30 protein-coding genes and 5 pseudogenes are annotated in these 23,881 nt (G+C 61.9%); 9 read left to right on the plus strand and 26 right to left on the minus strand.

All coding sequences use genetic code 11. The annotated features are described in order from the left end of the window. Nucleotides 1-41: 41 nt before the first annotated feature. Nucleotides 42-697, minus strand: a pseudogene (locus tag L0A91_RS11900) (response regulator). Further along, nucleotides 694-1,842, minus strand: coding sequence for a sensor histidine kinase (locus L0A91_RS11905; protein ID WP_235244625.1), 1,149 nt, complete (start codon nt 1,840-1,842; stop codon nt 694-696). The pseudogene L0A91_RS11900 and the gene L0A91_RS11905 overlap by 4 nt, the downstream one beginning before the upstream one ends. A 130-nt stretch (nt 1,843-1,972) precedes the next feature. On the opposite strand from L0A91_RS11905, the gene L0A91_RS11910 reads away from it, so the two are divergent. From L0A91_RS11910 to L0A91_RS11920, 3 genes are read left to right on the plus strand one after another with little or no spacing between them, the layout of a single operon-like run. Beyond that, nucleotides 1,973-2,287: a DUF6326 family protein gene (locus L0A91_RS11910; protein WP_235244626.1), complete on the plus strand. Its 315-nt coding sequence runs from the start codon at nt 1,973-1,975 to the stop codon at nt 2,285-2,287. Further along, on the plus strand, nt 2,284-2,448 hold the full coding sequence (locus L0A91_RS11915; protein WP_235244627.1) for a hypothetical protein: 165 nt from the start codon (nt 2,284-2,286) through the stop codon (nt 2,446-2,448). The genes L0A91_RS11910 and L0A91_RS11915 overlap by 4 nt, the downstream gene beginning before the upstream one ends. A 3-nt stretch (nt 2,449-2,451) precedes the next feature. Continuing rightward, the gene (locus L0A91_RS11920) at nt 2,452-3,087 is read left to right on the plus strand and encodes a uracil-DNA glycosylase family protein (RefSeq protein ID WP_235244628.1); all 636 of its coding nucleotides are present in this window, start codon (nt 2,452-2,454) and stop codon (nt 3,085-3,087) included. Here the strand turns inward: L0A91_RS11920 and L0A91_RS11925 are convergent. From L0A91_RS11925 to L0A91_RS11985, 14 genes and pseudogenes are all read right to left on the minus strand, one after another. Then, entirely contained in the window at nt 3,074-3,571 is a 498-nt protein-coding gene (locus tag L0A91_RS11925; RefSeq protein ID WP_235244630.1) for a hypothetical protein, read from the minus strand. The genes L0A91_RS11920 and L0A91_RS11925 overlap by 14 nt on opposite strands. Before the next feature lie 103 nt (nt 3,572-3,674). After that, nucleotides 3,675-4,820, minus strand: a complete 1,146-nt coding sequence (locus tag L0A91_RS11930) for an MFS transporter (protein ID WP_235244631.1) — start codon at nt 4,818-4,820, stop codon at nt 3,675-3,677. Nucleotides 4,821-4,848: 28 nt separating this feature from the next. Continuing rightward, nucleotides 4,849-5,130, minus strand: a pseudogene (locus L0A91_RS11935) (MFS transporter); the annotation flags it as partial. 141 nt (nt 5,131-5,271) lie between these two features. Further along, a complete protein-coding gene (locus L0A91_RS11940; RefSeq protein WP_235244632.1) occupies nt 5,272-5,859 on the minus strand; it encodes an anti-sigma factor in 588 nt (195 codons plus the stop codon). Nucleotides 5,860-5,995: 136 nt separating this feature from the next. After that, nucleotides 5,996-6,583, minus strand: coding sequence for an RNA polymerase sigma factor (locus L0A91_RS11945; protein WP_235244633.1), 588 nt, complete (start codon nt 6,581-6,583; stop codon nt 5,996-5,998). A 52-nt stretch (nt 6,584-6,635) separates the two neighbouring features. Then, the gene (locus L0A91_RS11950; protein ID WP_235244634.1) at nt 6,636-6,884 is read right to left on the minus strand and encodes a class F sortase; all 249 of its coding nucleotides are present in this window, start codon (nt 6,882-6,884) and stop codon (nt 6,636-6,638) included. Beyond that, complete coding sequence (locus L0A91_RS11955) at nt 6,857-7,336, minus strand: hypothetical protein (protein ID WP_235244635.1); 480 nt, start codon at nt 7,334-7,336, stop codon at nt 6,857-6,859. The genes L0A91_RS11950 and L0A91_RS11955 overlap by 28 nt, the downstream gene beginning before the upstream one ends. Before the next feature lie 7 nt (nt 7,337-7,343). Next, nucleotides 7,344-8,144, minus strand: coding sequence for a DUF4397 domain-containing protein (locus tag L0A91_RS11960; protein WP_235244636.1), 801 nt, complete (start codon nt 8,142-8,144; stop codon nt 7,344-7,346). Between the two features lie 342 nt (nt 8,145-8,486). Next, nucleotides 8,487-9,440, minus strand: a complete 954-nt coding sequence (locus L0A91_RS11965) for a bifunctional UDP-sugar hydrolase/5'-nucleotidase (protein ID WP_235246620.1) — start codon at nt 9,438-9,440, stop codon at nt 8,487-8,489. Beyond that, a complete protein-coding gene (locus tag L0A91_RS11970; RefSeq protein WP_235244637.1) occupies nt 9,440-10,102 on the minus strand; it encodes a hypothetical protein in 663 nt (220 codons plus the stop codon). Before L0A91_RS11970 ends, L0A91_RS11965 begins: the two co-directional genes overlap by 1 nt. Nucleotides 10,103-10,171: 69 nt before the next feature. Next, nucleotides 10,172-10,267: pseudogene (locus L0A91_RS19980) on the minus strand (hypothetical protein); the annotation flags it as partial. Between the two features lie 16 nt (nt 10,268-10,283). After that, the gene (locus L0A91_RS11975; protein WP_235244638.1) at nt 10,284-10,523 is read right to left on the minus strand and encodes a hypothetical protein; all 240 of its coding nucleotides are present in this window, start codon (nt 10,521-10,523) and stop codon (nt 10,284-10,286) included. Continuing rightward, nucleotides 10,514-11,170 (minus strand): cell wall-binding repeat-containing protein, encoded by a 657-nt coding sequence (locus L0A91_RS11980; protein ID WP_235244639.1) that lies wholly within the window; start codon nt 11,168-11,170, stop codon nt 10,514-10,516. Before L0A91_RS11980 ends, L0A91_RS11975 begins: the two co-directional genes overlap by 10 nt. 145 nt (nt 11,171-11,315) lie before the next feature. Continuing rightward, nucleotides 11,316-12,214 (minus strand): annotated as a pseudogene (locus L0A91_RS11985) (polysaccharide biosynthesis protein). Nucleotides 12,215-12,842: 628 nt separating this feature from the next. On the opposite strand from L0A91_RS11985, the gene L0A91_RS11990 reads away from it, so the two are divergent. Next, nucleotides 12,843-13,799 (plus strand): L-lactate dehydrogenase, encoded by a 957-nt coding sequence (locus L0A91_RS11990; protein ID WP_235244641.1) that lies wholly within the window; start codon nt 12,843-12,845, stop codon nt 13,797-13,799. A 64-nt stretch (nt 13,800-13,863) separates the two neighbouring features. On the opposite strand, the gene fucP is transcribed toward L0A91_RS11990, so the two are convergent. From fucP to L0A91_RS12015, 6 genes are all read right to left on the minus strand, one after another. Then, complete coding sequence (gene fucP / locus L0A91_RS11995; RefSeq protein WP_235244642.1) at nt 13,864-15,135, minus strand: L-fucose:H+ symporter permease; 1,272 nt, start codon at nt 15,133-15,135, stop codon at nt 13,864-13,866. A gap of 195 nt (nt 15,136-15,330) precedes the next feature. Beyond that, entirely contained in the window at nt 15,331-16,368 is a 1,038-nt protein-coding gene (locus L0A91_RS12000; RefSeq protein ID WP_235244643.1) for a sensor histidine kinase KdpD, read from the minus strand. Further along, nucleotides 16,368-16,694 carry a winged helix-turn-helix domain-containing protein gene (locus L0A91_RS19105; RefSeq protein WP_311197810.1) on the minus strand — a complete coding sequence of 109 codons (327 nt, stop codon included), beginning with the start codon at nt 16,692-16,694 and terminating at the stop codon, nt 16,368-16,370. Before L0A91_RS19105 ends, L0A91_RS12000 begins: the two co-directional genes overlap by 1 nt. Further along, entirely contained in the window at nt 16,667-17,068 is a 402-nt protein-coding gene (locus tag L0A91_RS19110; protein WP_311197811.1) for a response regulator, read from the minus strand. The genes L0A91_RS19105 and L0A91_RS19110 overlap by 28 nt, the downstream gene beginning before the upstream one ends. Beyond that, nucleotides 17,065-17,415: a VOC family protein gene (locus L0A91_RS12010; protein WP_235244644.1), complete on the minus strand. Its 351-nt coding sequence runs from the start codon at nt 17,413-17,415 to the stop codon at nt 17,065-17,067. The genes L0A91_RS19110 and L0A91_RS12010 overlap by 4 nt, the downstream gene beginning before the upstream one ends. Further along, entirely contained in the window at nt 17,403-17,954 is a 552-nt protein-coding gene (locus L0A91_RS12015) for a VOC family protein (protein WP_235244645.1), read from the minus strand. Before L0A91_RS12015 ends, L0A91_RS12010 begins: the two co-directional genes overlap by 13 nt. A 63-nt stretch (nt 17,955-18,017) precedes the next feature. Here L0A91_RS12015 and L0A91_RS12020 point away from each other — a divergent pair, with 63 nt between their 5' ends. Further along, nucleotides 18,018-18,290 (plus strand): hypothetical protein, encoded by a 273-nt coding sequence (locus L0A91_RS12020; RefSeq protein WP_235244646.1) that lies wholly within the window; start codon nt 18,018-18,020, stop codon nt 18,288-18,290. Beyond that, nucleotides 18,287-19,258, plus strand: a complete 972-nt coding sequence (locus tag L0A91_RS12025; RefSeq protein ID WP_235244647.1) for a cation:proton antiporter — start codon at nt 18,287-18,289, stop codon at nt 19,256-19,258. Before L0A91_RS12020 ends, L0A91_RS12025 begins: the two co-directional genes overlap by 4 nt. 36 nt (nt 19,259-19,294) lie before the next feature. Here the strand turns inward: L0A91_RS12025 and L0A91_RS12030 are convergent, their stop codons facing one another. Next, nucleotides 19,295-19,825: an HdeD family acid-resistance protein gene (locus L0A91_RS12030; protein WP_235244648.1), complete on the minus strand. Its 531-nt coding sequence runs from the start codon at nt 19,823-19,825 to the stop codon at nt 19,295-19,297. A gap of 187 nt (nt 19,826-20,012) precedes the next feature. Between L0A91_RS12030 and L0A91_RS19115 the strand changes: the two are divergent. Continuing rightward, a pseudogene (locus tag L0A91_RS19115) lies at nt 20,013-20,660 on the plus strand (dipeptidase); the annotation flags it as partial. A gap of 173 nt (nt 20,661-20,833) precedes the next feature. Beyond that, the gene (locus L0A91_RS19120; RefSeq protein ID WP_311197812.1) at nt 20,834-21,052 is read left to right on the plus strand and encodes a membrane dipeptidase; all 219 of its coding nucleotides are present in this window, start codon (nt 20,834-20,836) and stop codon (nt 21,050-21,052) included. 15 nt (nt 21,053-21,067) lie between these two features. Here the strand turns inward: L0A91_RS19120 and L0A91_RS12040 are convergent, their stop codons facing one another. The 3 genes from L0A91_RS12040 to L0A91_RS12050 all read right to left on the minus strand — a co-directional run bounded on the left by L0A91_RS12040 (nt 21,068) and on the right by L0A91_RS12050 (nt 22,831). Then, nucleotides 21,068-21,589, minus strand: a complete 522-nt coding sequence (locus tag L0A91_RS12040; protein ID WP_235244649.1) for a hypothetical protein — start codon at nt 21,587-21,589, stop codon at nt 21,068-21,070. Nucleotides 21,590-21,600: 11 nt separating this feature from the next. Beyond that, the gene (locus tag L0A91_RS12045) at nt 21,601-21,984 is read right to left on the minus strand and encodes an SDR family NAD(P)-dependent oxidoreductase (RefSeq protein WP_235244650.1); all 384 of its coding nucleotides are present in this window, start codon (nt 21,982-21,984) and stop codon (nt 21,601-21,603) included. Between the two features lie 82 nt (nt 21,985-22,066). Continuing rightward, nucleotides 22,067-22,831 (minus strand): HpcH/HpaI aldolase/citrate lyase family protein, encoded by a 765-nt coding sequence (locus L0A91_RS12050; RefSeq protein ID WP_220122144.1) that lies wholly within the window; start codon nt 22,829-22,831, stop codon nt 22,067-22,069. 54 nt (nt 22,832-22,885) lie between these two features. On the opposite strand from L0A91_RS12050, the gene L0A91_RS12055 reads away from it, so the two are divergent. Continuing rightward, complete coding sequence (locus L0A91_RS12055; protein WP_235244651.1) at nt 22,886-23,818, plus strand: LLM class F420-dependent oxidoreductase; 933 nt, start codon at nt 22,886-22,888, stop codon at nt 23,816-23,818. Nucleotides 23,819-23,881 lie beyond the last annotated feature (63 nt).

Here is a 23,881-nt window from a genome sequence, read left to right on the forward strand (position 1 = left end):
GGCGTCGGTTCACAAACTGTTCTGCATGCGACGCCCAAGGACTAAGTGAGGCGCCGGTTCCGATAGGCCCACATCGCCAATTCCACGCGATTGCGCAGGCCAAGCTTGGTCAGCAGGCCAGCCACGTGAAACTTCACGGTGCTGAGGCTGATGAAGAGGTCACCAGCGATCTCGGCGTTGGTGCGCCCGCGCGCCACCTCGATTAACACCGCTTCTTCGCGTTCGGTCAACGGGTCAAGCGGTGGCGTTTCGTTGCTGGGCGCGGGCTGCTGCGTGGCCAAGCGCCGCAGCAACCTGGCAGTGACCGCCGCGTCGATGAGGGCGTCGCCGCGCACGGCCGCCTCCATGGCTTCCACGATTTGGGTGGCCGGTGCCCCTTCAGCAAGAAGCCGCGAGCGCCGGCTTGTAGGGCACCGTAGATGTAATCGTCCGTGTCGAAAGTCGTGATGACGATGACGGCTAACGGGTCATCCACCCCAGGTCCGGCTAGTCGGCGGGTGGCTTCGATCCCATCGAGCACCGGCATCCGAATGTCGAAGAGACAGACATCGGGGCGCAACTGTCGCGCCAGTCGCACCGCCTCGGCGCCGTCACGGGCTTCGCCCACGACCTCAATGCCCGACTGTGCGCCCAAGATCATCGCCATGCCCTTGCGCACAATCTCTTGATCGTCGGCAATAAGCGCCCGGATTGTCATCGCTGACCACCTGCCAAGGGGAAGGAGGCGCGGACTTCCCAGCCATGCGGCTTGCACACTCCAGCACTGAATTGCCCACCCAAGAGTTCAGCCCTTTCCCGCATACCGATGAGGCCGTAGCCGGTGCCAAATCGATCTGGCATCTGGCCATTATCGCCGACCACGAGCTCAACCCTCGATGCGTCTGAGGTCACGACCACGCTCACCTCGCTGGTCCCTTGGGCGTGCCGCAACGCGTTCGTGACCGCCTCCTGGGCAATGCGAAAGAGGGCGCCTTGCACTTCAACCGAGGCGGACTGAACGTCTCCGATGATCTGCACGTCAATGTTCACGCGCTCGGTGCTCCGCTGCGCCAAGGCCCGAATGGCGGCTACGTCGCGACCGGGGGTGAGCCCTGCCGCCTGGGTTTGGTCCCGGAGCGCGCCCACGATGGAGCGCATTTCGGCGAGCGCTTGGGCGGCTTCAGTTTCGATGGACTGCAGGGCCGAACGCGCCGGGGCTTGCGGTGGGGCGTCAATCACGGCCAGCCCGGCCTGGGCCTGAATAGCAATGGCCGAGACGTGGTGCGCCAACGAGTCGTGCAGTTCTCGGGCCAACTCTTGGCGCTCCTGCAGCTTGATGTGGTCAATCATCTGGCTGCGGGAGGCAGCCCGATATCGAACGACCTGGCCGAGCGCCGAGAAGAACACCAACACGGCAGCGCCGGAGGCCGCCTCCGTGCCGGTTTGCGAGCCAGTCAGCGTCGCCATCGCCACCGCAGCAACCATGAAGGGCAGCCCCGCAATCGCGTGACGCACGCAAGCCCAGCGGAACAACGCATACGGAAATAGGACGACTACTACACCGGCGAAGAGCACGATCGGCTCCGCACCCACCAGGAGCGCCATTGCGTCCAGCAGGGCAAACCCACCGAACGCAACCGTCGTAGCCAACAAGGGCCGGCGGACTCGAATCAGGATAAGCCCAGCAAGTGCCAGGCCGAAGGCCACCGCGAGCGGCCACCAGGCCAGGTTGGGGTCGAAAAGCGCCTGCAACAGCGTCGCGACGACAACCACGGCGGCGATGACCTGGTCACGGCGGGTGGCTGCTGGCGGAGGGTCGGCGACTGCCGGCTCCCGCCACCACTGAGCCAATGTTGTGCGCATGTGCTCACCCTACGGAGACAGCCGCGTCTTCACACCCGCCAGTCAGCCACCGCGAATCTAGCCTTTCGGCTAGGTGAGAAGTAGTCGGCTGGCCGGTGCGCGCAGGGTGGGCTCACCACAAGGTTGAGATATGAAGACGAAAACTAACCCCGCACTGCTCCACGACGAACAGGTCAACCCCAAGATGGTGCTCGCTGGCCTATGGACAGCGATGCTGATGGTCTTTGCCTATGTCGATATTTTCGGCTTCTTTCGCGCCGACATCATCGAAGGCGCACGCGCTGGCGAAGTCGCCGGCATTGGCCTGGCGATCAATCAGGGGTTCCTGGTGTTCTCCACAGTCTTTGTGCTCATTCCCATTGCGATGATTGTGGTTTCGCTGCTCGCAAGCCCCGGCTCAACCGCCGCGCCAACATCGCCACCAGCATCATCTACGCCGTCGTGATCGCTGGCCTCTGCATCGGCGAAACCTGGGTTTACTACTTGCTGGGCAGCGCCGTCGAGGTTGTCCTGCTGTTGATGATCGCCCGCCTGTCCTGGACCTGGCCGTCAACGGTCGATGCCCGCGAAGAGGTTGCTAAGCCAGCCACACACCTGTTGGCTTAGCCCATGGATGAGCAACCGCGGACCAGCCACGACGTTCCCTCGTTGCTCAACACCATCCGCGCTTGTCGGATTTGTCGCGATGAGCCGTGGCAGCCCTCCAACCAACTCCCCCATGAGCCTCGGCCTATTGTGCGGGCTAGCGCCACCGCTCGAGTCGTCATCATTGGTCAAGCCCCCGGCCGCAAGGTCCACGAAAGTGGCGTCCCGTGGGATGACGCCAGTGGCGCACGGCTGCGCACCTGGCTCGGTATGACGGCAGAGCAGTTCTATGACGAGGCTCAGGTCGCGATCGTGCCCATGGGGTTTTGCTACCCAGGCAAGGCGAAGTCGGGTGATGCGCCACCACGCAAAGAGTGCGCGCCCACCTGGCATGATCCGCTGATGTCACTACTGCCGGCTGATCGGCTCACCATTCTCATTGGGCGCTATGCCCAACAGCGCTATCTGCCGCAGGCCGGCTCAAGTGTCACCCAGGCCGTGGGTCGGTGGGCCGAGTTCTTGCCGGCAACCATCGTGCTGCCGCACCCATCGCCTCGCAATATCGGTTGGTTCAAGGCCAACCCATGGTTTGAGCAGGAGACCATCCCAGCAGTTCAAGCACGGATGGCGCAGTTGACCGACGGCATCACACGGGGCTGAGACGACGCCCTAGGTGTAGGGCTACGTCATCCAGGCAGGCATCAAGCAAGGCATCGTCACCAGTGCCCAGCCAGTTCTGAGCCAGCCCGATCAGGCTGCCAAAGAGCGACTCAGCCAGCACCTCAACCGGCGCATCCCAGACGTGCTCAGCATCGGCCGCAACCTGGGTCAAGAACCGGGCCAGTTCGGTGCGGAAGCCCACAACGGCTTCCGCTGCGAGCGCGGTCAACTCTTCATCACGAACGCCCATCAGCCCTAGCTCTTGAAACACCAACTCGGCCTGGGGGTCGGTCCGCAGCGACGCGGCATACCGTTGCATCGCACAGCGCAGCACCTCGTGCGGGTCACCACTGAGGCTGAGCGCACCGCCCAGCACCGCCGCCGCCGTCTCAACATCTTCCGCATAGACAGCCCGCATCAGACTGGTCTTTGAGTCAAAGGCATAGTGCACGGCGCCTAGCGGCACTTCGGCGTCCTTGGCCACCGCTCGGGTGGTGAGAGCCCAGCACCATCGCGGCGCATCACCCGCATGGCTGCCTCGACGAGTTGGGCCCTCCGCATCGCAACCGGCACATGAACTCGCTTTGTCATACAACAACCTCGCTCGTTGCCGACTTCTGCGCAGATACTCGCCGCGTGCGTAGCGCGATCAAGGCTTGCAACCCGGTGTAAGCCGCGACCAGGCCTGCGACCAGCAGGACCACCGCCATACCTGAGGTGAAGGACTCGGCAGCCGTCGCGAGGAAACTGTCGGCAACGACACCCGGCAAGCCGTCGGCTGCCAACTGTGCGCCGCCTGGCGTTTCGCTCCCGGTCTCGATCACCTGCTGAGGCACCTCACCTGAGGCATCCGCCAGCCCAGCACTGTAGAGCGCGAGCCCGAGTGTGCCCAGGACTGCCGTGCCCATGGCACCGCCCATCTCGTATGCGGTCTCGGATACCGCGGCAGCGCTGCCGGTGCGCTCGGGTGGAGCCGAGGAGACCACCACATCGTTGGTCAGGCTCTCAGCCAAACCAATACCTAGCCCGATCGTTGCGGTCCACAAGCCCAGGGCGATAAGTCCGGTGGAGTCGATCACGAGCGCGCCAACGACAAACCCAGTGGCAGCTAGCAACATCCCACCGCCAATAACTACGCGCAGCGTCAACAGCCGCGCCAGTGCCGGGGCGGCCAGCGAACCAACGACGGAGGCCAGGGCGAACGGCAGGATCCAGAGACCGGCGGTCAGCGGCGAGAGGCCCTCAACGAACTGCAAGTACTGGGGCAGGAAAAACAGCAGACCCAAGATCGAGAACACGCTCAGCAGGTTGGTCAGGATGGCGACGGTAAAGACTCGATTGGCGAAGAGGCTGACGTCGAGCAGTGGCTCGGCCAGCGTCAATTGGCGGCGCACAAAGACCCACAGCAACGCGATGCCGACCAGCATGGCGGAGATAGACACCACGCCAACCCCGTGCGCGCCCAACTCCTTCAAGCCGTAGACCAGCGGCAACATACCGGCAATCGACAAGGCGGCTGAAGCCACGTCGAACGGCCCAGGGTTTGGGTTGCGAGACTCGGGCAGCAATATCACGGCTCCAAACAGCAGCAACACCATGATCGGGGCATTGATCAGGAAGACCGAGCCCCACCAAAAGTGTTCCAGCATGAATCCGCCAATGACTGGCCCTATCGCTGTGCCACCGGCAAAAGCCGCAGCCCACGGCGATTGCGCTGCGGCGTTCACGGTCATCTGGGAAGACAGTACGCACCAGCGAGAGCGTGGAGGGCATCAAGGTAGCCCCTCCGAAACCAAGCAAGGCCCTTGCTGCGATCAACATCTCGGCAGAGGTGGAGAACGCAGCGAGGACAGAAGCGGCGCCGAAGGCAGCGGCACCAATGATGAGCAGTCGACGGCGGCCGATGCGATCGCCAAGGTTGCCCATCAGGACCAGCAGCCCGGCCAACAGGAAAGAGTAGATGTCGATGATCCACAGCAGTTGTGCCGTGGAGGGGTCGAGGTCTTCGCTTAGCGCGGGCACGGCAATACCGAGCACAGTCATGTCAATGCTGATCAGCAGCACTGGCAGCACCAACACGGCGAGTGCTGCCCAGCGGCGGCGGGTAGTCAATCAGCGGCTCCATTCATCGGTATATCCCCGAGAATGGCACAAGTTGGTCGATCGTCCAACTCATTCGACCTATCAGGAGCTCAGCGGCCCTCGCCACACACTGTCACCGCTATGTGTCGGATCCCCGTCGTAGGCCTCCACCGACACATCGACCACTGAAAATTCGGCCGTGGACAGGTTCGCGGGCAAGGCGAAGTCTCCAGACTCACCGTCCAATAAACCGAGGGTAATCAGGCCAGAGCTGTCCGGATTGATTAACCACACCTCGAGGTATTGGCCCTCTAGATCAGGCGCCGACGCTTGATCGATCCGCAGCACCTGCTGACCATCGATCACGAGAATTTCGGCCTGAGCTGGCTGGTCTGCACCGCTGAGCACGTCCAACTCCGCGGTTGCGACCAGCGACTCCTCTGGCCGCTGGTTCAACAGGGCGGAACCTGCCAGCGCCACGATGGCGCCTACGCCCGCTGCTGCAGCCAGCCACCCAAGGGACACGCCCGGTTTGCTCTCCGGCTTGCCGCGAAGAGCACCCAACGACCTCCTGGTGGGCAGGTGAGCATGGTCATCCGCTAGCTCCACAGGGCCGTCTTTGGCGAGGCCTGTCCCCGTCGTTTGCTCCACTATTTGGTCCCACACGCGGGTCGGTGGCATCTCGGTCATTGGGCCGGCCACCTTCAAAGTTTCGCGGGCATAACTCAGGCCTTGCGCGGCCCGCCGACAGTCAGCACACTCGAGCAGGTGAGATGCTTCTTGCGAGGTGGGACTGTGTAGTGCCCAGGTCACAAGGCGGTCGTCGTCAATGTGCATTCTTCACCTCCATCTCCACGCGCAGTCGGCGCAGGGTGCGAGCATGGTGGCTCTTCACCGTTCCCAGCGGCATGCTGAGATGTTCTGCGATTTGCGCCATCGTCATGTCGTGGATAAACGACAGCACCAGGATGTGCCGTTGCGGGTCGCCGATCCGCTCTAACTCTTGCGCCAACGTCAAAAGCACGTCGATCCGCTCGGGTGCCATATCTGTGTTGCGAGAACTGTCTGTCAACACTTCCGTGAAAGAGATCGGGTCGACCGACGTCTCTCGGTTGCTCGGACCTCGGCGCAGGCTGTCGGCGATTTTGTGCCGAGTTATGCCCACTAGCCAGGCACCTAACGCTGAGTATTCGGGGTCAAACCGGTCTTTGGATTGCCAGGCCGCAACAAAGACTTGTTGCGTGACATCTTCGGCCTCGAAAGGCCCGACAGCCTTTTTGGCTAACCCGAAGACGAGCGAGGCCCACCGCTGATACACCTGAGCCAGAGAGCCCTCGTCGCCGCGCTGAAAGGAGCGCGCGACTTCGGCATCGGTATCAGCGCCGCTGCTTGAAGTACGAATCCTCTCAGTCACGCACACCACCATATCGAGTCCCAGTTGGCCATTTCCTCAGGGATTCTTGTGGCTACTCGTCAGGCACCGGTGTAGCGGCAATTACCACGTTGTCGGTGTAGCTGCCCACGTCTGCTTGCCACTCGCCGGTGCAGGTGATGAGAACCAACCGCTCGGGGCCCGCCCGCTCGAAGAGGTCCGCTACTGGGAGATCGCCCTTGTCGAACTGCTCGCGACCAACGACTTCGTAGGTCCGAGTAGTGCCGTCAGCCAGTTCCACGTCAATCAGGGTGCCTACCTCAGCCTGGCGCAGTGGCGCCATAGCCCCAAACCCCTCAGTAGTGTCGACATGCCCGGCCAAGACGGTCGATCCACCGTCAATGGCTGGGGTTGCGCCAACTTGTACCAACCAACGCGATCACCATCTGCCGGGACTGCCATCTGGTCGCCTTCAACTCCGAGAGCGTCGATGGGCGCGTCAATGTCAAGCGCCGGCACAGACACCCGAGTGGGTGCCATCACGCTGGGCGCAGACTGGCTGGTCGGATCAGCTGAAGAGCGGCCGATTTCGGGGGCAGTGCCGGAAGCTGGATCGGTCTGCGTCGGCGTCGTCTCTGCGCTGGGCTCGGGCATCACGCTGATGGAGCCCACAGTCGCAATGTCTTCGTCTGCAGACGAAACCGAGTAGCCGCCGACGGCTAGCGCCGCCACAGAAACCGCGAGCACTCCGGCCCACACCGCTCTGGATGGGCCGGAGCGCTCACGTTGACTCATCGTCAGATCAGACGCTCTCGCGGCTCAGACGACGGCTGGCGACGACTGCACCAGCTGCGCCGGTCAAGGCCAGCCCAAACATCCACAGGGAAGCGTTGCCATCCAGAAGGCCTGCCTCACCGGTCGGCACGCCAGCCGGGTCACCGTGCAAGCCGTCAATGGTCTGCACTGCGAGCGCTAGGTTCTCGTCCTCTGCCGAGCCCCAGGCATACACGATGGTGTTGGTGCCCTCAGCTAGGTCGACGTCAGCCGGACCGATCGCCACGGTATCGGTGCCAGCCAGCACGACGTCCGCGCTCACCGAGCCAGCGTCAAGGTTCAAGACCTCTTCGTTGGGGTTGGTCAGGCCCTCGATCACCGGGGTCTCACCCGCACGAACGTCAACAGCAGGGGCGGCAGCCGTGTGGCGAACCGTCAGCCGAGCCTGGCCGGCATCCAACTGCGATGTGTCGTTGGCGAATGCGCTCAACATCGGCGTGCCTTCAGCGTCAAGGTGAGCGGCCAGCGTGAGGTTTGCGCCACCGGGCACTTCGATGCCCTCAGCCGAGATGGCTGGTTCTGCCGAGTCGGGAGTGTCTCCGTCAGCATAAACGTCAATGTCGTAGCTGCCAGCGGGCAGTTCCAGCGGGTCGGTCAGCGTGCCGGGCTCAAAGTCAGGGATCGTCTCCTCGCCGTTGACATAGACGTCTACGGTCAGGCCGGGAACAGCGTGTAGCACCGACACGTCCGAGGTGTCTTGAGCCAGAGCGGGAACGGCGGTGGCAACCAGAGCGAGGCTGGCGGCGGCACCCCAAGCGATGGAACGCATGTAGATCTCCTCCATGAAATAGGAAGTCCGAGTGACTCCCTGCTGCTTCTTACTTCGCGAGTTTCTTCAATTTGGTTGCAGCCGGTGGGAAATTCTTTTACATGACGATGCGGCGGACCCCCTAAGGCCCGCGGCACCTTCAACAGCAGGCGTTAGCGGTTGACGTATTCCTGTTCGGGCACGCCGTCAGCAAGCATCCTGAGCCTCCGCTGATAAGTAACACCGCAGTATGTGAGGGCAGCGACACGCGAAGTCAGTCGGCTCACCCCACGCGAAAAGCGGCCCCCACCCAAAGGTGGAGGCCGCTTTCGCTATCTGGTGCCGCGTTGCTCTAACCGGGGGTTACAGACCCGAGACGCGATCTTCAGGTGCCGAGACCGGGTTGTTGGCTTCAAGGTAATCAACCAGGTTGGCCAGGTCTTCGGGCCCACCCAAGAGGTTGGTGCCATTGGTGAAGGCTGTGAACTGGTCGCCACCCTCAGCCAAGAAGCTCAGCGTTGCCACCCGGTAGGTGTCACCCAAGACCAGCGGAGTGCCGTTCAACTCCATGCCACTCACCTTGGAGCCAACGGGCTGGCTGGCATCCCAGGTGTAGCTAAAGCCTTCCGAAACACCGAGCGCCAACGTCTGACGGCTACGGTCCTCGACGAACTGCTGCTCCAACACGTCTTTGACGTCCTGGCCAGTCATGTCGATCGACACCAGCAGGTTGCCAAACGGCATCACTGCGTATGCATCGGCATAAGTGATGTCGCCGGCGGGCAGGCTGGAGCGCACGCCACCGACATTCATGAAGGCAATCTCAGCTTCGCCTTCGTCGACTCCATCCGTGCCAAACAGGATCGAGTCTGCGATCAAGTCAGCCATCGGAGTTTCGATGCCACGGTCACCGCTGGAGTCACCAGTGATGTCTTCCGAGGCGCTACCGACGACGGTTGCGCCAGCTTCATCCGAGAGGGCTGCCCAGCCATCAACCAATGCAGCGACCTCGGGGTCTTCATTGCCCTGCAAGACCAAGTAGTTTTCAGCAAAGCTGGCGTCGCGGTCAACGTCGCCCGTGCTGCGGCTGATCGTGAGGTTGGTCTCGGTCACGGCCCGGCCATACTGGTTGGCGCTGGTCACCAGACGGTCGTTGCCGGCCGGGTCTGCAATGTTGCACACGTAGGGTTCGTGCGTGTGACCGGTCACGATCAAGTCGATCGATGGGTCAAGACCTTCGGCAATGGCGACCATCGGGCCACTGATGCCCTCGCAGCTGTTGTAGCCACCAGTTGCGAAGCCACCTTCGTGCATCATCACCACGATTGACTCGACGCCCTGGTCCTGTAGCTCCGCGGCCTTTTCGTTCGCCGTTTCGATCTCATCGCGGAACTCGACGGAGGAAACACCAGCCGGGCTGACCAGGGTTGGCGTGGCTTCCAGGTCATGCCGATGAAGCCAACGTCAACGCCACCCATGTTTTGCACCGCGGTGCCGGGCAGCAGGGTCTCGCCGGTCTCGCTATCCCTCTCCACCACGTTGGCGGCCAACCACTGGAAGTCAGCACCGTCGTAGTTTTCGCCGTTGCCACAGCCGTCCGTCGGGTGGCAACCGCCATTTTGCATGCGCAGCAACTCTTCGGTGCCCTCGTCGAACTCGTGGTTACCGACGCTGCTGAAGTCGAGGCCAATGGCGTTCAGGCTGTCAACCGAAGGCTCGTCATGGAAGATGCCCGAGAGGAACGGCGAGCCGCCAATCAAGTCGCCAGCGGCCACGGTCACCGACTGATCGGTATAGACATCAGAACGCAGGGCGTTCAACGTTGTCGCCAAGTTGGCAACGCCGCCGACCAAATTCTGCTCGGGGTCCTGGGTCTCGGTGAGCGTTGCACCCTCATCAACTTCGAGGTGTCCGTGGTAGTCGTTAAAGGACAGCACCTGAGCGTGCAGCGAGTCGGCCCAGGCTGGCGCGCCTAACACGATGGGCTCTTCGACCTCAGCCGCCAGAGCGGCTTCGCCACCAACGAGGTAGACGCCGAACGGGCTGAGACGGTCTAGGGCAAGGAAACTTGCCTTAGGGAGCCCCTCTTGCTCGCTGAGGACAACTGGCTCGCCGTAGGCTCCCGCCGCAGCCGAAGCGCTCAGCGCGTCAGGGAAGTTCTCACCAGATGCGACCCAGGCAACTTCGACGTCCTGCGGGAAAACTCAGCCACTGCAGCTGATGTCTCATACCGGTCGTCTCCGCGATGCGCTCTACCGGGTAGCCCAGGGCTTCAATGTCAGTTATCACCTGAGCCGAGAGCGAACCCTCGCCACCCAGCAGCGCGACCGACTGTGGCTCCAACGCGGTTAGTTGTTCTGCGGCCGCCTCGCTCAACCCGCTGCCCTTGCTCAAGAGCATGGGCGCACCCAAGCACTAGCCAAGGCGCCACCGGACAATGCGTCGGGGAAGTCCTCGCCAGCGGCCACGAAGGCAACCTCAACTGGCCCGTCGTTGAAGGCCTCCGAGAGGAGCGCAGCTGTGTCGTAGCGGTCATCGCCGCCGATGCGAGAAACGTCGTATCCGGCAGCAATGGCTTCTTCCTCGACCCCGGCCTCAACAGACCCTTCGCCGCCGACGATGACAACGGTCAGTTGCTCGGGCGTCTCAACCTGTCCGGCGGCGTACTCCGCAAGCCAGGGAGTAAGAGAATCCGATGGAGTCAGCAGCACAGGGACGCCTTGGGAGCCGGAGCCATCAATCTGAGGGGTGAGGCCTGGAGTGGGCTCGTTGACCGGTGTCCGAGCAGTGAGCGCGTCGGCGAACACTTCACCGGAGGCGAGGAAGACAACGTCTCCGCCGCTCTCAATGGCAGCTTCGAAGGAAGTCTCGTAGCGGTCAGCGCCAGCGAGTCGCTCAACCTCATCACTCACAGCGATTCGTTCGGCCGGAGCCGCTCCAGCGGCCAAGGAGGGCAGTGTCGCCCCAGCTGACATGGTGAGGGCGAGGCCCATGGCCGCACTCAGCGCCACCGTCTTACGGCGGCGCGGTGGATTCGGATGACTCACGAATTTCTCCTTTTGTTCGCTCCAAGACACAACGCTGTGCTTAGACGCAGGGGTCGTCTGAGCAACCTACCTTGGCGATCGCCTATTAGGAATGGCTTATTGCAGAATGCGTCATGAAATTACTCGGCCAATAGCGGCAGGAGTATCAGGAAACAGCAGGGGAAATTATCTTGACAAGATCGGCCAGTCGCTGATGCGCCACTTCCGAGGACACATAAGGATCCAACTCAAGACACAGTTCGGGGTCTAGCGACGGGACATCCACGTGTGTCACGAGCGGGTGGAATGGACTTGAGCCTGTCTCACCAGCGGACAAGAGCACTTCGTGGAGTTTTTCGCCCTCCGTAAGCCCAGAGAAGGTAATTGTCCCATTGCCGCCAGCCGCCGCGATAAGGTGCTCAGCGATATCCATGATGCGGATCGGCTCACCCATATCGAGGACGAGGGCCTGCCCGCTTGACCCTGTTGCCGCAGCGTGAATAACCAGGGCCACAGCCTCCTGATCGCCATCAAGAAACGAGTGACGTCTGGATCCGAAACGGTCAGCGGTTGGCCCTTTGCCAACTGAGAACGAAAGGTCTCCAAGACCGAGCCACGGCTACCGAGGACATTGCCAAACCGAACCGAGACAAACTCACCGGGATATTTTTGGCCGAACCACGAGGTGAGGCCTTCGGCAATACGTTTCGAACGGCCCAACACGTTTACCGGGTCGGCAGCCTTGTCACTGGAGATATTGACAAAACGGTTGACCCCCACGGCTGCGCTTGCCCGCAAGACGTTTAACCCGCCCCCTACGTTGGTCTGAATCGCCTCACCAGGGTGCCGCTCAAGCGACTGGACGTGCTTCAAGGCAGCTGCGTGGAACACCACGTCCGGCTGCTCTTGTTCGAAAATCTGGTCGATTCGCCGGGCGTCGCGGATGTCAGCGAGGACAAATTCGCGGCGATTCAACTTTCCGCCCATGCCCAGCGCCAAGGACGTGCCGTGCAATGCCGACTCGTCCCGGTCAAGCATGAGCAGAAGCGCTGGCCCCATCGACATCAGTTGTTGGCATAATTCACGCCCAATCGACCCGCCAGCACCGGTCACGAGGATCGTCTGACCCTGCACGGACTGCCGGGCAATCTCGAGATCGATTTCGACGTGTCGACGCCCCAGAAGGTCGTCAAAGCTCAGCTCTCGGATATCTCGGACATCAACCCAGTCGCGCAGCAGTTCTTCCAGCGGCGGAACGATCTTGACGGCCAGTCCAAACCGACGGGCATACCGGGCTAGATCGCTCGTCAGATCGGGGTGCCCGGGCGCTGCGATGATGAGCACGTCAATGGCTTCAGCTTGAGCGATCTCAGCCAGGTCGGATCGGGCGCCGACAACGTCGATTCCGGAAACACTGGTGCCTAACTTGACCGGGTCATCGTCCAAAAACCAACGATTTGCCACTCGGCGGTCTGCGCTGACTGCACTGATCGGGCAATCTGCTCGCCGCCTTCTCCAGCCCCAAAGATCAGCGCGCGGCGCAGACGATTCTGCTCAACTTTTGCACGCCCACTCGACGCCTTCCTACCACACACGGGGTCAATCACCTTTGCTTGACCCCACTCTATGGGTTAACCACACCTCACAGTGGCGCACGAGGGCAGAGTCAACACTGACCTGCGACACTGAGGGCATGAGTTTCCCGCCAGTAGGCCCTCCCAAGGTCGCCATCGTCGGCGCTGGATCCGTTGGTGCGACCCTTGCCTACGCCGCGCTCTTGCGAGGCATCGCTCGCCGGATCGCTCTATACGACATTGACAAGACCAAGGTTGAGGCCGAAGCCGCCGACATCTCGCACGGCCTGGCATTTAGCCCGGTGGGCGAGATCGTCGGGAGCGACGACATTGAGGTATGCCGTGATGCTCAGGTCGTCGTCATCACCGCTGGCGGAAAGCAGAAGCCTGGCCAGAGCCGGATGGAGTTGGCTGAGGGAACGGTCAACCTGACCAAGACACTGATGCCGCAACTACTTGAAGTGGCACCGGATGCGACATACCTGATGGTGACCAACCCGGTCGATGTGGTGACGATGGCTGCACTGAAAGTGAGCGGTCTGCCACGCCAGCAAGTCTTTGGGTCTGGCACCGTGCTCGACACGGCGCGCTTTCGCTATGAGATCGGCAAGCACATCGACGTGGCCGCCCAAAGCGTGCACGCCTATATTGTCGGCGAGCACGGAGACACTGAATTTCCGTTGTGGACCGCTGCACGCGTCGGTGGTGTCCCGCTCTTGGAATGGCAGCGCGATCACGCCAAACTGACGATCACCGAGCGCGACGCGATTGCCGACAACGTGTTGAACTCGGCCTACAGCATCATCGCGGGCAAGGGCGCCACAAATTACGCCGTTGCCCTGGCCTGCGTGCGGATCTTGGAGTCCGTTTTGCGTGATGAAAACCGGGTGCTATCCGTCTCGACCTGGGTTGATGACTACCTGGGGGTCAAAGACGTGTGCCTCTCGGTGCCGACCGTGGTCGGCAAGCAAGGCGCCGATGAGCGATTGGTCTTACCGATGTCGCCTGATGAGCTTTCCCGATTGCACGCGAGCGCGGAGTCGATCAAGAACACTGCGCGCAAGTTTGGCTTTTAGCACCTAGCGGCAACAAAAATCGCCCATCCCACCATGGCGGGATGAGCGATTTTTGTGTCTAGGCTCAGAGCACTCGGGGCGCCGGACCAGCGGCTGGGTCTACGTCATCCTTGACGTTGATGTCGATCGCCTTCAGCGTGTAAACGCCATAGGCAGCGATGAGCGCGAAGCAGACCGCCGGGATGATGTAGCTGTAGTTGACCGCAGAAGCGTCGCCGATCGCGGCGGCCACCAGGGGCAGCGTGGCGCCACCGACGATTGCCATCACCAGGCCGGCAGCGCCGAACTTCTGATCTTCTGCGCTGAGGTCCTGCAAGGCCAAGCCGTAGATCGTTGGGAAGAGCAGCGACAGGCTGGCCGAGCTGGCCACGACCGCGACCGCGCCTAGGACGCTGGGGAAGAGCACCGCAGTCATCGTCAGCACGATGCCGATCAGGCACATGGTGATCATCAGCTTGCGGCTGTCGATGAAGCCCATCAAGAACACCATCAAGAAGCGCGAGATGCCAAAGATGATGAGGCTGGCAATCAGCCAGCGGCCGGCTTCGCCTTGGGACTTGTCCAGTGTGTCGACGACATAGACGGTGGTGTAGGTCCAGATGCAGGTCTGACCCGCCACGTTGAAATACTGAGCAGCGACGCCAAACACGTAGGGCTTGTTGGCCCAGAGGCGGCTGATCCGCGACCCAGAACCGCGAGGATCAACCTCAAAACTCGTGGAGGCCTTTTGTCCCGGGATCCGGGTCAAAAAGATGCCAACCAAGATGATCGCCAACACCACAGCCAGCACCACGTATGGCGTGCTGATCGCGAGCAATTCGTCTTGCATTTGGGACTGCGCTGCCTCGGCCGAAAGGCCTTCTCGGTCTTCAGGGCTGCTAATCGCGGGCAAGATGAAGATAGCGGCGATGGCACTGCCCGAGAGCGTGCCGATCGGGTTGAACGACTGTGCGAAGTTCAACCGCCGGGTGGCGTTGGAGCGGGGGCCCATCGAAAGCACGAACGGGTTCGCTGAGGTCTCTAGCACCGACAGGCCAGCGGCCAAGGTGAAGAGTGCCAACAGGAAGAAGTTGAAGGTCATGGCGGACGCTGCTGGCACGAAGAGCGCGCCACCGGCCGTGGCCAAAGCAAGGCCGACCAGCACACCGACCTTGTAGGAGAAACGAGAATTCAAGAAGGCTGCCGGGATAGCAAGCAGAAAATAGGCACCGTAGTAAGCCGACTGCACCAACGCCGACTGCAGCAGCGACATGTCGAAGACCGACTTGAAGGCACCCACCATCGGGTCCGTCATGTTTGCCGCTATACCCCATGCGGCGAAACAGGTCACCACCATGATGAAGGGCACCTTCATCCCTGGGTGGAGAAAGGCACTGCCGTGGAGGCCGCGCTTGTAGTCCTGGTTGTCATGATTCTCCCTGGTGAAAGACCCAACCCCATTAGTGGATCTGAGGCTATGCTCCCAGCATCTTTGCTGATAGTGCAAGCGTTTTCTCACAGGTGGTGAGTCAGGACTTATTCAGTGCCCCAACTAATGTGAGTCGGCCGTCGGCAACACCAGGGTGACGACGCAGCCCGTTCCGGCGCTGGCCCGCCGCACGCTGACGTCACCGCCTGCTTCTTGGGCGATCGCACGCGCCATCGTCAGCCCCACGCCTGTCCCCGAGGCGGACCCGGGTGTCCGCGCCACGCTGCCGCGCCAACCCGGCTCGAACATGCGCGCCAAGTCTTCATCGCTCAACCCCTGGCAACCATCGGTGACGTCGACTTTGGCTTGGCTGGCGCTACCGCCATCACTTGTCGGCGCACTCACGTTCACGGCGATCCGTGATCCGTGCTGGGTATACAGCACTGCATTGCGCACCACATTGGTGAGGGCTCGGCTCAGCCGAGCGCTATCTGCCTCGATAACCACGCTATGCGGGGTCTCCACGGCAAAGGAAACCCCCCGTTCGGCCGCCACCGGAGATTGAGCAGCCACGACATCTCGGGCGATTTCGACCAGATTTAGCCGCTCAAGGCTCCCGGGCGACGGTGCTTCTTGCAGCCGCGACATCTCCAACAAGTCATCCACCATGGCAGCCATCCGATCGCTCTCACTGCGAATCCGCTGGTGGTAGGCATCTGGGTCAGGTGCCACACCGTCTTCGAGAGCTTCTGCCATGACGCGAATCCCAGCCAGCGGCGACTTCAGATCGTGCGACGCCCAGGTGACCATTTGAGTCCTCGTTTTGGCTAGAGACTGCTCTCGATCACGCTCGGCCGCAGCCACAAGCACCTGTCGATCGATCTTGCGCACGGCGCGGGAAACGACAAACCCGCAGGCCAGAGCAATCGGGATGGAAGCCACCAGGAGCCAAGCCACCAGAGCCAAGTCGTGCGGAGACAAAAACATGGCCCGGGCCGTCACCCAGATCCCGGCGGCGAGGCTCGCGACCACGACCAAGGGTGCAATCAACGTTGCCCAAGCAACGGACCGCTGGGCCAGACGAATAGTGAGAAAAGCGCCGACGATGCCGACAACTGCTGCCATCCCGCCTGCCAGTGCAAGTGCCTCAAGCTCCGGCATCAGGCCGCCTGTCCCCAGCGATACCCCTTGCTCCAGACCGTGACCAGTCGGCGCGGAGAAGCCGGATCAACCTCAATCTTGTTGCGCAGCCGGCGAACGTGCACCGTCACCGTGGAGTCATCGCCAAAATCCCAGCCCCAGACCCGCTCCATCAACTCATCGCGACCGACCACCACACCTGGGTGGCTCATCAGGAACGCGGCAAGGTCAAACTCACGAGTCGTCAGGTTGAGCGCCAGCCCGCCACGATGCAAGGTACGCGCCCGCCGGTCGAGGGTCAGATCCCCGTCGCGGATGGCTAAAGCCGGTCCAACGTCAGCCCCCACTGAGCCTCCGTCTTCACTGCGACGCAGCAAGGCTTGGACCCTGAGCACCAACTCACGCGCGCTGAACGGTTTGGTGACGTAGTCGTCCGCACCAACTTCAAGCCCGCTACCCGGTCGTCTTCGGTGGCCTTGGCCGTAAGCAAAATGACCGGCACCTCTGGGGCTTGCTGGCGCATGCGACTCAAAGCTTCAAGCCCGTCGATGCCCGGCATCATCACGTCGAGAATCACCAACCTCGGTGACTCCTTTGCGTGGGCTGCGACGGCTTGCAGACCATCACTGGCTTGCGTCGTCAGCAGGCCTGCACGATGCAAGTACGCCACGACCACCTCACGCACAGTGTCGTCGTCATCGACAACCAGCACGGTATTCACAACTTCGACCCTAGCCCTACCTCAGGGGAGAAAATATGACTAACTGATGACGAATCTTTCAGCGAACGTTCAGTTTTGCTAGCCGTGGCCGACTCAGTCGCCGAGCCCATCACCGCAAACATCTCGCCATCGGGCCCACGTAAGACCGCTAGTTGGCCAAACTCGGTCGTAGCAACAGGGGCAACAACTTCACCACCGTGGGCAGTCGCCACCTCGACCGCCGCCTTTGCGTCCGTGACAGCGAAGGTCAATGCCCAGTGCGGTGGCATGCCTTCGCTCAGCCCGATCCCAGCAACGGGGTCGTCGTGGCCTGGCACTCCCACCATGGCGTACTTCACATTCTCCATGGGGATGTCCTGGTAGACGTAGGTAAAGACGGAGGATAAAACTCGCGCGCAACATCAAAGTCGCCGACCATCGCTTCGCTCCACAGCACGGCACCAGGCTCGTTGTAGAGGTTGTAGCCGGTGTGTGCCCGATTGCCAGGTCCCAAACACGGCACCAGTGGGGTCCGCATAGACCGCCATCGTGCCCATCGGGCCAACCTGCATCGACCCAAAAGCACCTGTGCCCCAGCCGCTGAAATAGCAGCCTCAGTTGCTGCCGAGTCATCGACTGCGAGGTAGGTCGTCCATGCGTGGACTGGCTCGTCCATGCCTTCCATGGGTGGGGCCATGCCTGCGACGGTTTGGCCCTTCACCGTTGCGTTGAGGTAGCCACCAAACTCTTCTTCGCCTCCTTCGAACTCCCACCCCAGCAATGCGGAGTAGAACTTCTTCGAACGCTCGATATCTGTCACAGACAGGTCCACCCACGCCGGAGTGCCCTGTGCCCAAGCCTCTTCACGAATTGGCATTGCGTTGCCCCACATCCTCGTCAGTGACACCTGCTGGCGGCGTCATCACGTCGATCTTGTCGCAAACCCCCGACAAACCACCACAATGACTTAATGACCGTCATCCCATTCGAGACTTCGAGCTCTATCGACGCTGAGATTTTCTCGCTGTTTTGGATCCTCCTGGCCGCCTTCGTTTCACCAGTCCTAAGTCGCCTGACAAGGGGCTATGTCCCCGACGTGGTCTTGCTACTGGTGTTTGGTGTCCTGCTCGGTCCCGATGTCGCTGGACTCGCAAGCACTGAAGGCGGGGTTGCCCTAGTCAGCGAGCTGGGGCTCGGAATGCTCTTTTGCTGGCGGGCTTTGAGCTTGACCCTTTGGTTTTGAAGAGTCGGCAAGGCGCTTCGGCGGTCCGCACCTGGATTGCCTGCCTCATCATCGGCTACGCGATTGCCTCGTTCATCGTCCCCGGTGATGTGTTCACCGCCGAAGTCGCGGTCGCTATTGCCATCACCTCGACTGCGCTGGGCACTCTGTTGCCCATCATGAAGAGCACGGGCATGTTGGGCACTCCGATGGGCCAGGCTGTTTTTGTGCACGGAGCGGTTGGCGAACTGCTGCCGATCATCGCGATGGCGCTGCTGCTGAGCAGCCACAGCATCGGCTCCGCAGCCATCGTGCTGGTGCTATTCGTAATCTTGGCCGCAGTGGTGGGGCGTGTGCCTCAACACCTGCTGAGCAAGATCCCCTGGCTGGGCGGCATGCTGGCTGCCGGCTCGGGCGGCACCTCGCAGATGATCGTGCGAGCCGTGGTCCTGCTGTTGATGAGTCTGATGGCCTTGGCTGCCGCTTTCGAGTTGGACGTGGTGCTAGGTGCCTTTGCAGCCGGGGCGATCTTGCGTCGCCTCGGACCAGACGCGGACCCACACCTCGAAGAAAAACTGGACACCCTGGCATACGGGCTGCTGGTGCCGATCTTCTTTGTCAGTTCCGGTCTCAACATTGACCTTGAAGCCGTCAGCTCCGCACCGTGGACGCTATTGGCCGTGTTGCTACTGATTGTAGGGGCTCGCGGATTGCCAATTTTCCTCGTCGAGCGCTTCACCTCCACTGGCTCGGGGCTGACGACTAACCGCGAACGAGTCCAGCTGTCGTTGTATGGAGCAACTGGCTTGCCGATCATCGTCGCTGTTACCTCGGTGGCCGTCAGCACCGACCTGATGCCTTCTGGTGTTGCGTCGATCTTGGTCGCAAGTGGGGCTGCCAGCGTGCTGATCTTCCCGCTGGCCGCTCGGCTTCTGGGCCGCAAGGACGCCCAGGATGAGAGCTCGGAGACAACTACGGCCCGCCCCTAAAGAAGGGACGGGCCGAGCGGACGAGCAGGGTCGTTGTTAGCTCTTGACCTTGAGCATGATGCCGCCGATGACGCCCATCACGCCGTAGGCGAAGGCGAAAGCGCCAACCCATACGGAGAGGAACGCGATGCTGATGACGGGTCCGAACAGGAAGATCAGACCGGTGATGAAGGACAGCACACCAAAGGTGATCAGCAACCAGCGAGGCTCAGAACGCTTGGCGGCGAAAGCGCCAAAGAAGTCGAAGGCTCCGCGGGCAATCAGCCAGAAGCCAATCAAGATCGCGATCGTGACAGCGCTCTTACCGGGCTGGAAGATGGCGAAGAACGAGGCGAGAAGCGCCAAGATGCCAACCATGATCAGGTAGGCGCGGTGGGAGGCGCCGCTCTCAGTCTGGAAGGCAGCGACCAGCATGTAGATACCTTCGATGAGAGCCCAGAAGCCCCATACAAAGACGAACGCCAGCAACGTAGCGAACGGCGAGGTCATGGCGATGAAACCGAGAATCAGGGCAAGGATGCCGCGAACGATCAGGCCGCCGGGGGACAATGACATTTGCTTGTTCATTGGACTCCTAAGGATTCGGAAATGAGATAGGACACGGCGCCACACAGCACACCAAGGCCTATTGCTGCGCTGCGCGCTGGTTGGTACAACATGCCCACGCGCAACCCTTGACGCCGACCCACGTCACGACACGGCAGACTAGCCCCATGAACAGCACCTATCCGTTTTTGATGGCCACAATGACTTGTTGTGGGAGGCGCGCCAAAGTGCGGGGTATGACTGGTCTCAACTCGACATTGCGGGCTCAACCGCAACCCACACTGACATTCCCCGGCTACGGCAAGGGGGAGTTGCGGCTCAGTTTTGGTCGGTTTATGTGCCATCGACGTTGACCCGCGATGAGGCGCTGATCCAGACGCTGGAGCAGATTGATGCCGCGCACGCCATGATCAAGCGCTATTCGGGCGACTTTGAGTTAGCTCGCAGCGCTGATGATGTCGAGCGGGTGGTGGCTTCGGGCAAAGTGGCTTCCCTGCTCGGAGCCGAGGGTGGCCACCAAATTGGCGAGTCGCTCGGAGTTTTGCGGATGCTGTATGCCTTGGGCGTTCGCTATTTGACGCTCACCCACAACGACAACACTCCCTGGGCTGACTCGGCGACAGACGAACCCGCTGTTGGCGGGCTCAACGACTTTGGCCGAGAGGTTGTGCGTGAGATGAACCGTATTGGCATGCTGGTCGATCTCTCGCACGTCGCTGCCACCACGATGCACGCCGCTCTTGACGTCACCTTGGCGCCGGTGATTTTCAGCCACTCCAGCGCTCGCGCGATCTGTGACAGCCCGCGAAACGTGCCCGATGACGTCCTGGTGCGCTTGGCCGAAAACGAAGGCACCTGCATGGCGACGTTCGTCCCGGATTTCGTCAATCAGGACTGCTGGGATTGGCGCGTTGCTGCTGGCCAGGCCGCTGCCGAGGCAGGTGTGACAGCCACCGACCTGGAAAGCTTTAACCCTGGTCAGCCGACTACGCCCTGCGACACCCCAAGCCGATCGCGACGTTGGACGATGTGGTCAAGCACGTCGAGCACCTGCGCGAAGCCGCTGGGGTCGACCACATCGGTCTCGGTGGCGACTACGACGGCACCCCCACGCTGCCGACCGGCCTTGAAGATGTTTCGACCTACCCAGCGCTGCTCGGCGCGTTGAGTGAGCGTGGCTGGTCAGAGCAAGACCTCATCAAACTGGCCGGCGGCAACGTTTGCGCACCCTGCGGGCCGCCGAAGTAAAGGCGTGTTGATCGCCTAGTTGAGGTAGGAGACGCCAGTCAGGCGCTCCGACTGCGACCACAGGTCCGAAGCTAGCGTGAGGTCGTAAGCCTCCGGCTTGGCCGCGACGATGACTGGGGCGCCGCGCTGTTCGCCCATACCGTCAGGGCCATAGTATTGGCCACCGAATGCGCCCGGGTCCGTCGCTGCACGCAGCGTCGGCAATGCTCCTGCCTCGGCTGGCTGGGTGAGCAGGGCCTTGAAGGGTGCCTGCAATTTGCTGGTGTAGCGGCCATCAAGCAAGTGGTTAGCCAACCCGGTGCCGGCCGACCCGGGGTGTGCGGCGATAGCCATCGTGTCGGCCCCCATCACTGCGAAGCGGCGCTGCAGCTCAAAGGTGAAGAGCAGGTTGGCCAACTTGGAGCGCCCATACGCCTTGACCTTCTTGTAGGGCTCATCCAAGCCAGCGTCAGGCAATTGGTCCATGTCGCCCCAGCGGTGAGCCAGGCTGCTGACATTGACAATGCGCGACCCCGGGGTGTTCGTGATCTGCTCCATCAGGTGGCCGGTCAGCGCAAAGTGGCCCAGGTGGTTGGTGCCAACTGCAACTCAAAGCCGTCCTTGGTGACAGCCGGATCGGTCATCATGATGCCCGCGTTGTTGATCAGCAGGTCGATCTTGTCGTGCCTAGCCTTAACTGCATTGGCGAAGGCTTCAACTGAAGCCAGGTCGGCCAAGTCGAGTTGCAGGACCTCTGCCGTGCCGCGCTGTGGACCCAGGCCTGCGACGGCCTTTTCGCCGCGTTCGACGCTGCGGCTAGCCACCACAACATCGGCGCCGTGCATCAGCAATTGGTGCACTGTGGCGAGCCCCAGACCGGCATTTCCACCGGTCACAATGGCGGTTTTGCCGCTGAGGTTGCCAATGTTGAACGTGGTCCAGGACTGCTTCATCGATTCGCCTTACGTTGATGTGAGACCCGACCTGACGCCGGGCACCACGTATGTCAACGGTTGGTCGGCTGCTGAGATTCCCTCAGCCGCCGCTAAAGAGCGAGGCCAGGCCCTTTCGGATCGCGCTGACATCGCTATCGACACCTAAGACATCCACCTCTGGTAGTGCGCGAATCAACTCAGCATCGCCGGCGAAGTAGCCACTCGCGACCTTCTCTTGCGCTGCCGTGGACAAAATTTCGCGTATGGCGTTCAGCACCGTTTCATTCTTTGGCCCGGGCTCGCCAAGGGAGACGGAAAGGTCGTAAGGCCCGACAAATAGGCCGTCGACTCCGGCGACTCGAGCGATGTCGGCGCGCTGCGCATACCCCACGGCTGTTTCGATCATCAGCAGGAGCAATGGGTCGGCGACTGGAGCGGGGTTGAGCGCCAAGCCTGAGCGCGATAAGCCGGTCCCGCGAGCGCCGACGGGCGGCGGGCAGGCTGCCGAGACGATGGCTTCGGCCTGCTCAGGTGAGTTCACGGCAGGCACAATGATCCCAGCCGGACCAGCGTCCAGAACCCGCGCGATGGCCGCGGATTCGTGGCCCGGCATCCGCACCAGCACCGGCACTCCGGCAGCCGACGTGACCCGCAATATCGGGCAGATGTCGGCCACGGTCAACGCCCCGTGCTCCAGATCGATGCCGATCCAATCGGGTCGGGTCGCCACCCCAGCAAGCACTGCCTCCAGGATGTCTGGCCCGAGTGTGGTGACCCACCACCCCTGCAGGTTGGCTGCTTCACTGTCTGGGCCGGATGAACGAACACGTGCAACGAAAGCCTCGTCGGGGGTGGTGGTCGTCATGGGAACCTCGCTCGTTGAAGTGCTGATCCTGGTTGATCGTTAGATAATGAACGCATGGACTTGAGGATCTTCACTGAACCACAACAAGGCGCGTCGTATGCGGATCAGTTGCGACTAGCGCTGGCTGCTGAGGCCGCTGGCTATAGCGCCTTCTTCCGCTCCGACCACTATGTGGCGATGAGCGGCGACGGACTACCTGGGCCTACCGATTCATATGTCACCTTGGCTGGCCTAGCGCGCGAGACCTCGACGATTCGACTGGGCACCCTCGTGACGTCGGCGACCTTCCGCTATCCCGGCATCTTGGCGATCTCAGCCGCCCAGGTTGATGAGATGAGTGGCGGTCGACTTGAGTTGGGGCTCGGTGCGGGGTGGTTCGAGGCCGAGCACCAGGCATACGGGATCCCGTTTGGCAGTGGCCCAGAGCGGTTTGACCTGCTCGAAGACACGCTGAACATCGTGACGGGGCTCTGGAAGACGCCCGTGGGCCAAACGTTCTGCCACGACGGGATTGCGGTGAGCGTGAAGGATTCGCCTGCGCTGCCGAAGCCGACGCAGCAGTATCCGCCGATCGTCATGGGCGGTGGCGGCAAGAAACGGACCCCGGCGCTGGCCGCGAAGTTCGCTTCGGAGTTCAACCTACCGTTTGTGTCGATGGAGGTCGCGGCTGCGCAGTTTGCTCGGGTCCGAGCTGCGTGCGAGGCGATTGGGCGCTCGCCGGAGTCATTGGATTGGTCGGTCGCTCTCGTGGCGTGTGTCGGGCGCGATGATGCTGAAGTTGCTCGGCGGGCCGCGGCGATTGGCCGCGATGTCGATGAGTTGAAGGAAAACGGACTGGCTGGGACACCCGATGAGGTTGTCGAGCGCTTGGGTCAGTGGCAGGAGGCGACCGGGATCGGCCGGGCCTATTTGCAGATGCTGGACATCGCCGACGTCGACCACACCGAGTTTGTGGCGCAAACCGTGATGCCGCAGGTCACGGCCTGATGGCCAGGCGCTCGCGGCTGAGCACCGCCGGATTGTTGTGGTTGGCCGCGGGTGCTGTGTATG

This window comes from Ornithinimicrobium sp. INDO-MA30-4 (genome assembly GCF_021535045.1).
Lineage (GTDB): Bacteria > Actinomycetota > Actinomycetes > Actinomycetales > Dermatophilaceae > Ornithinicoccus.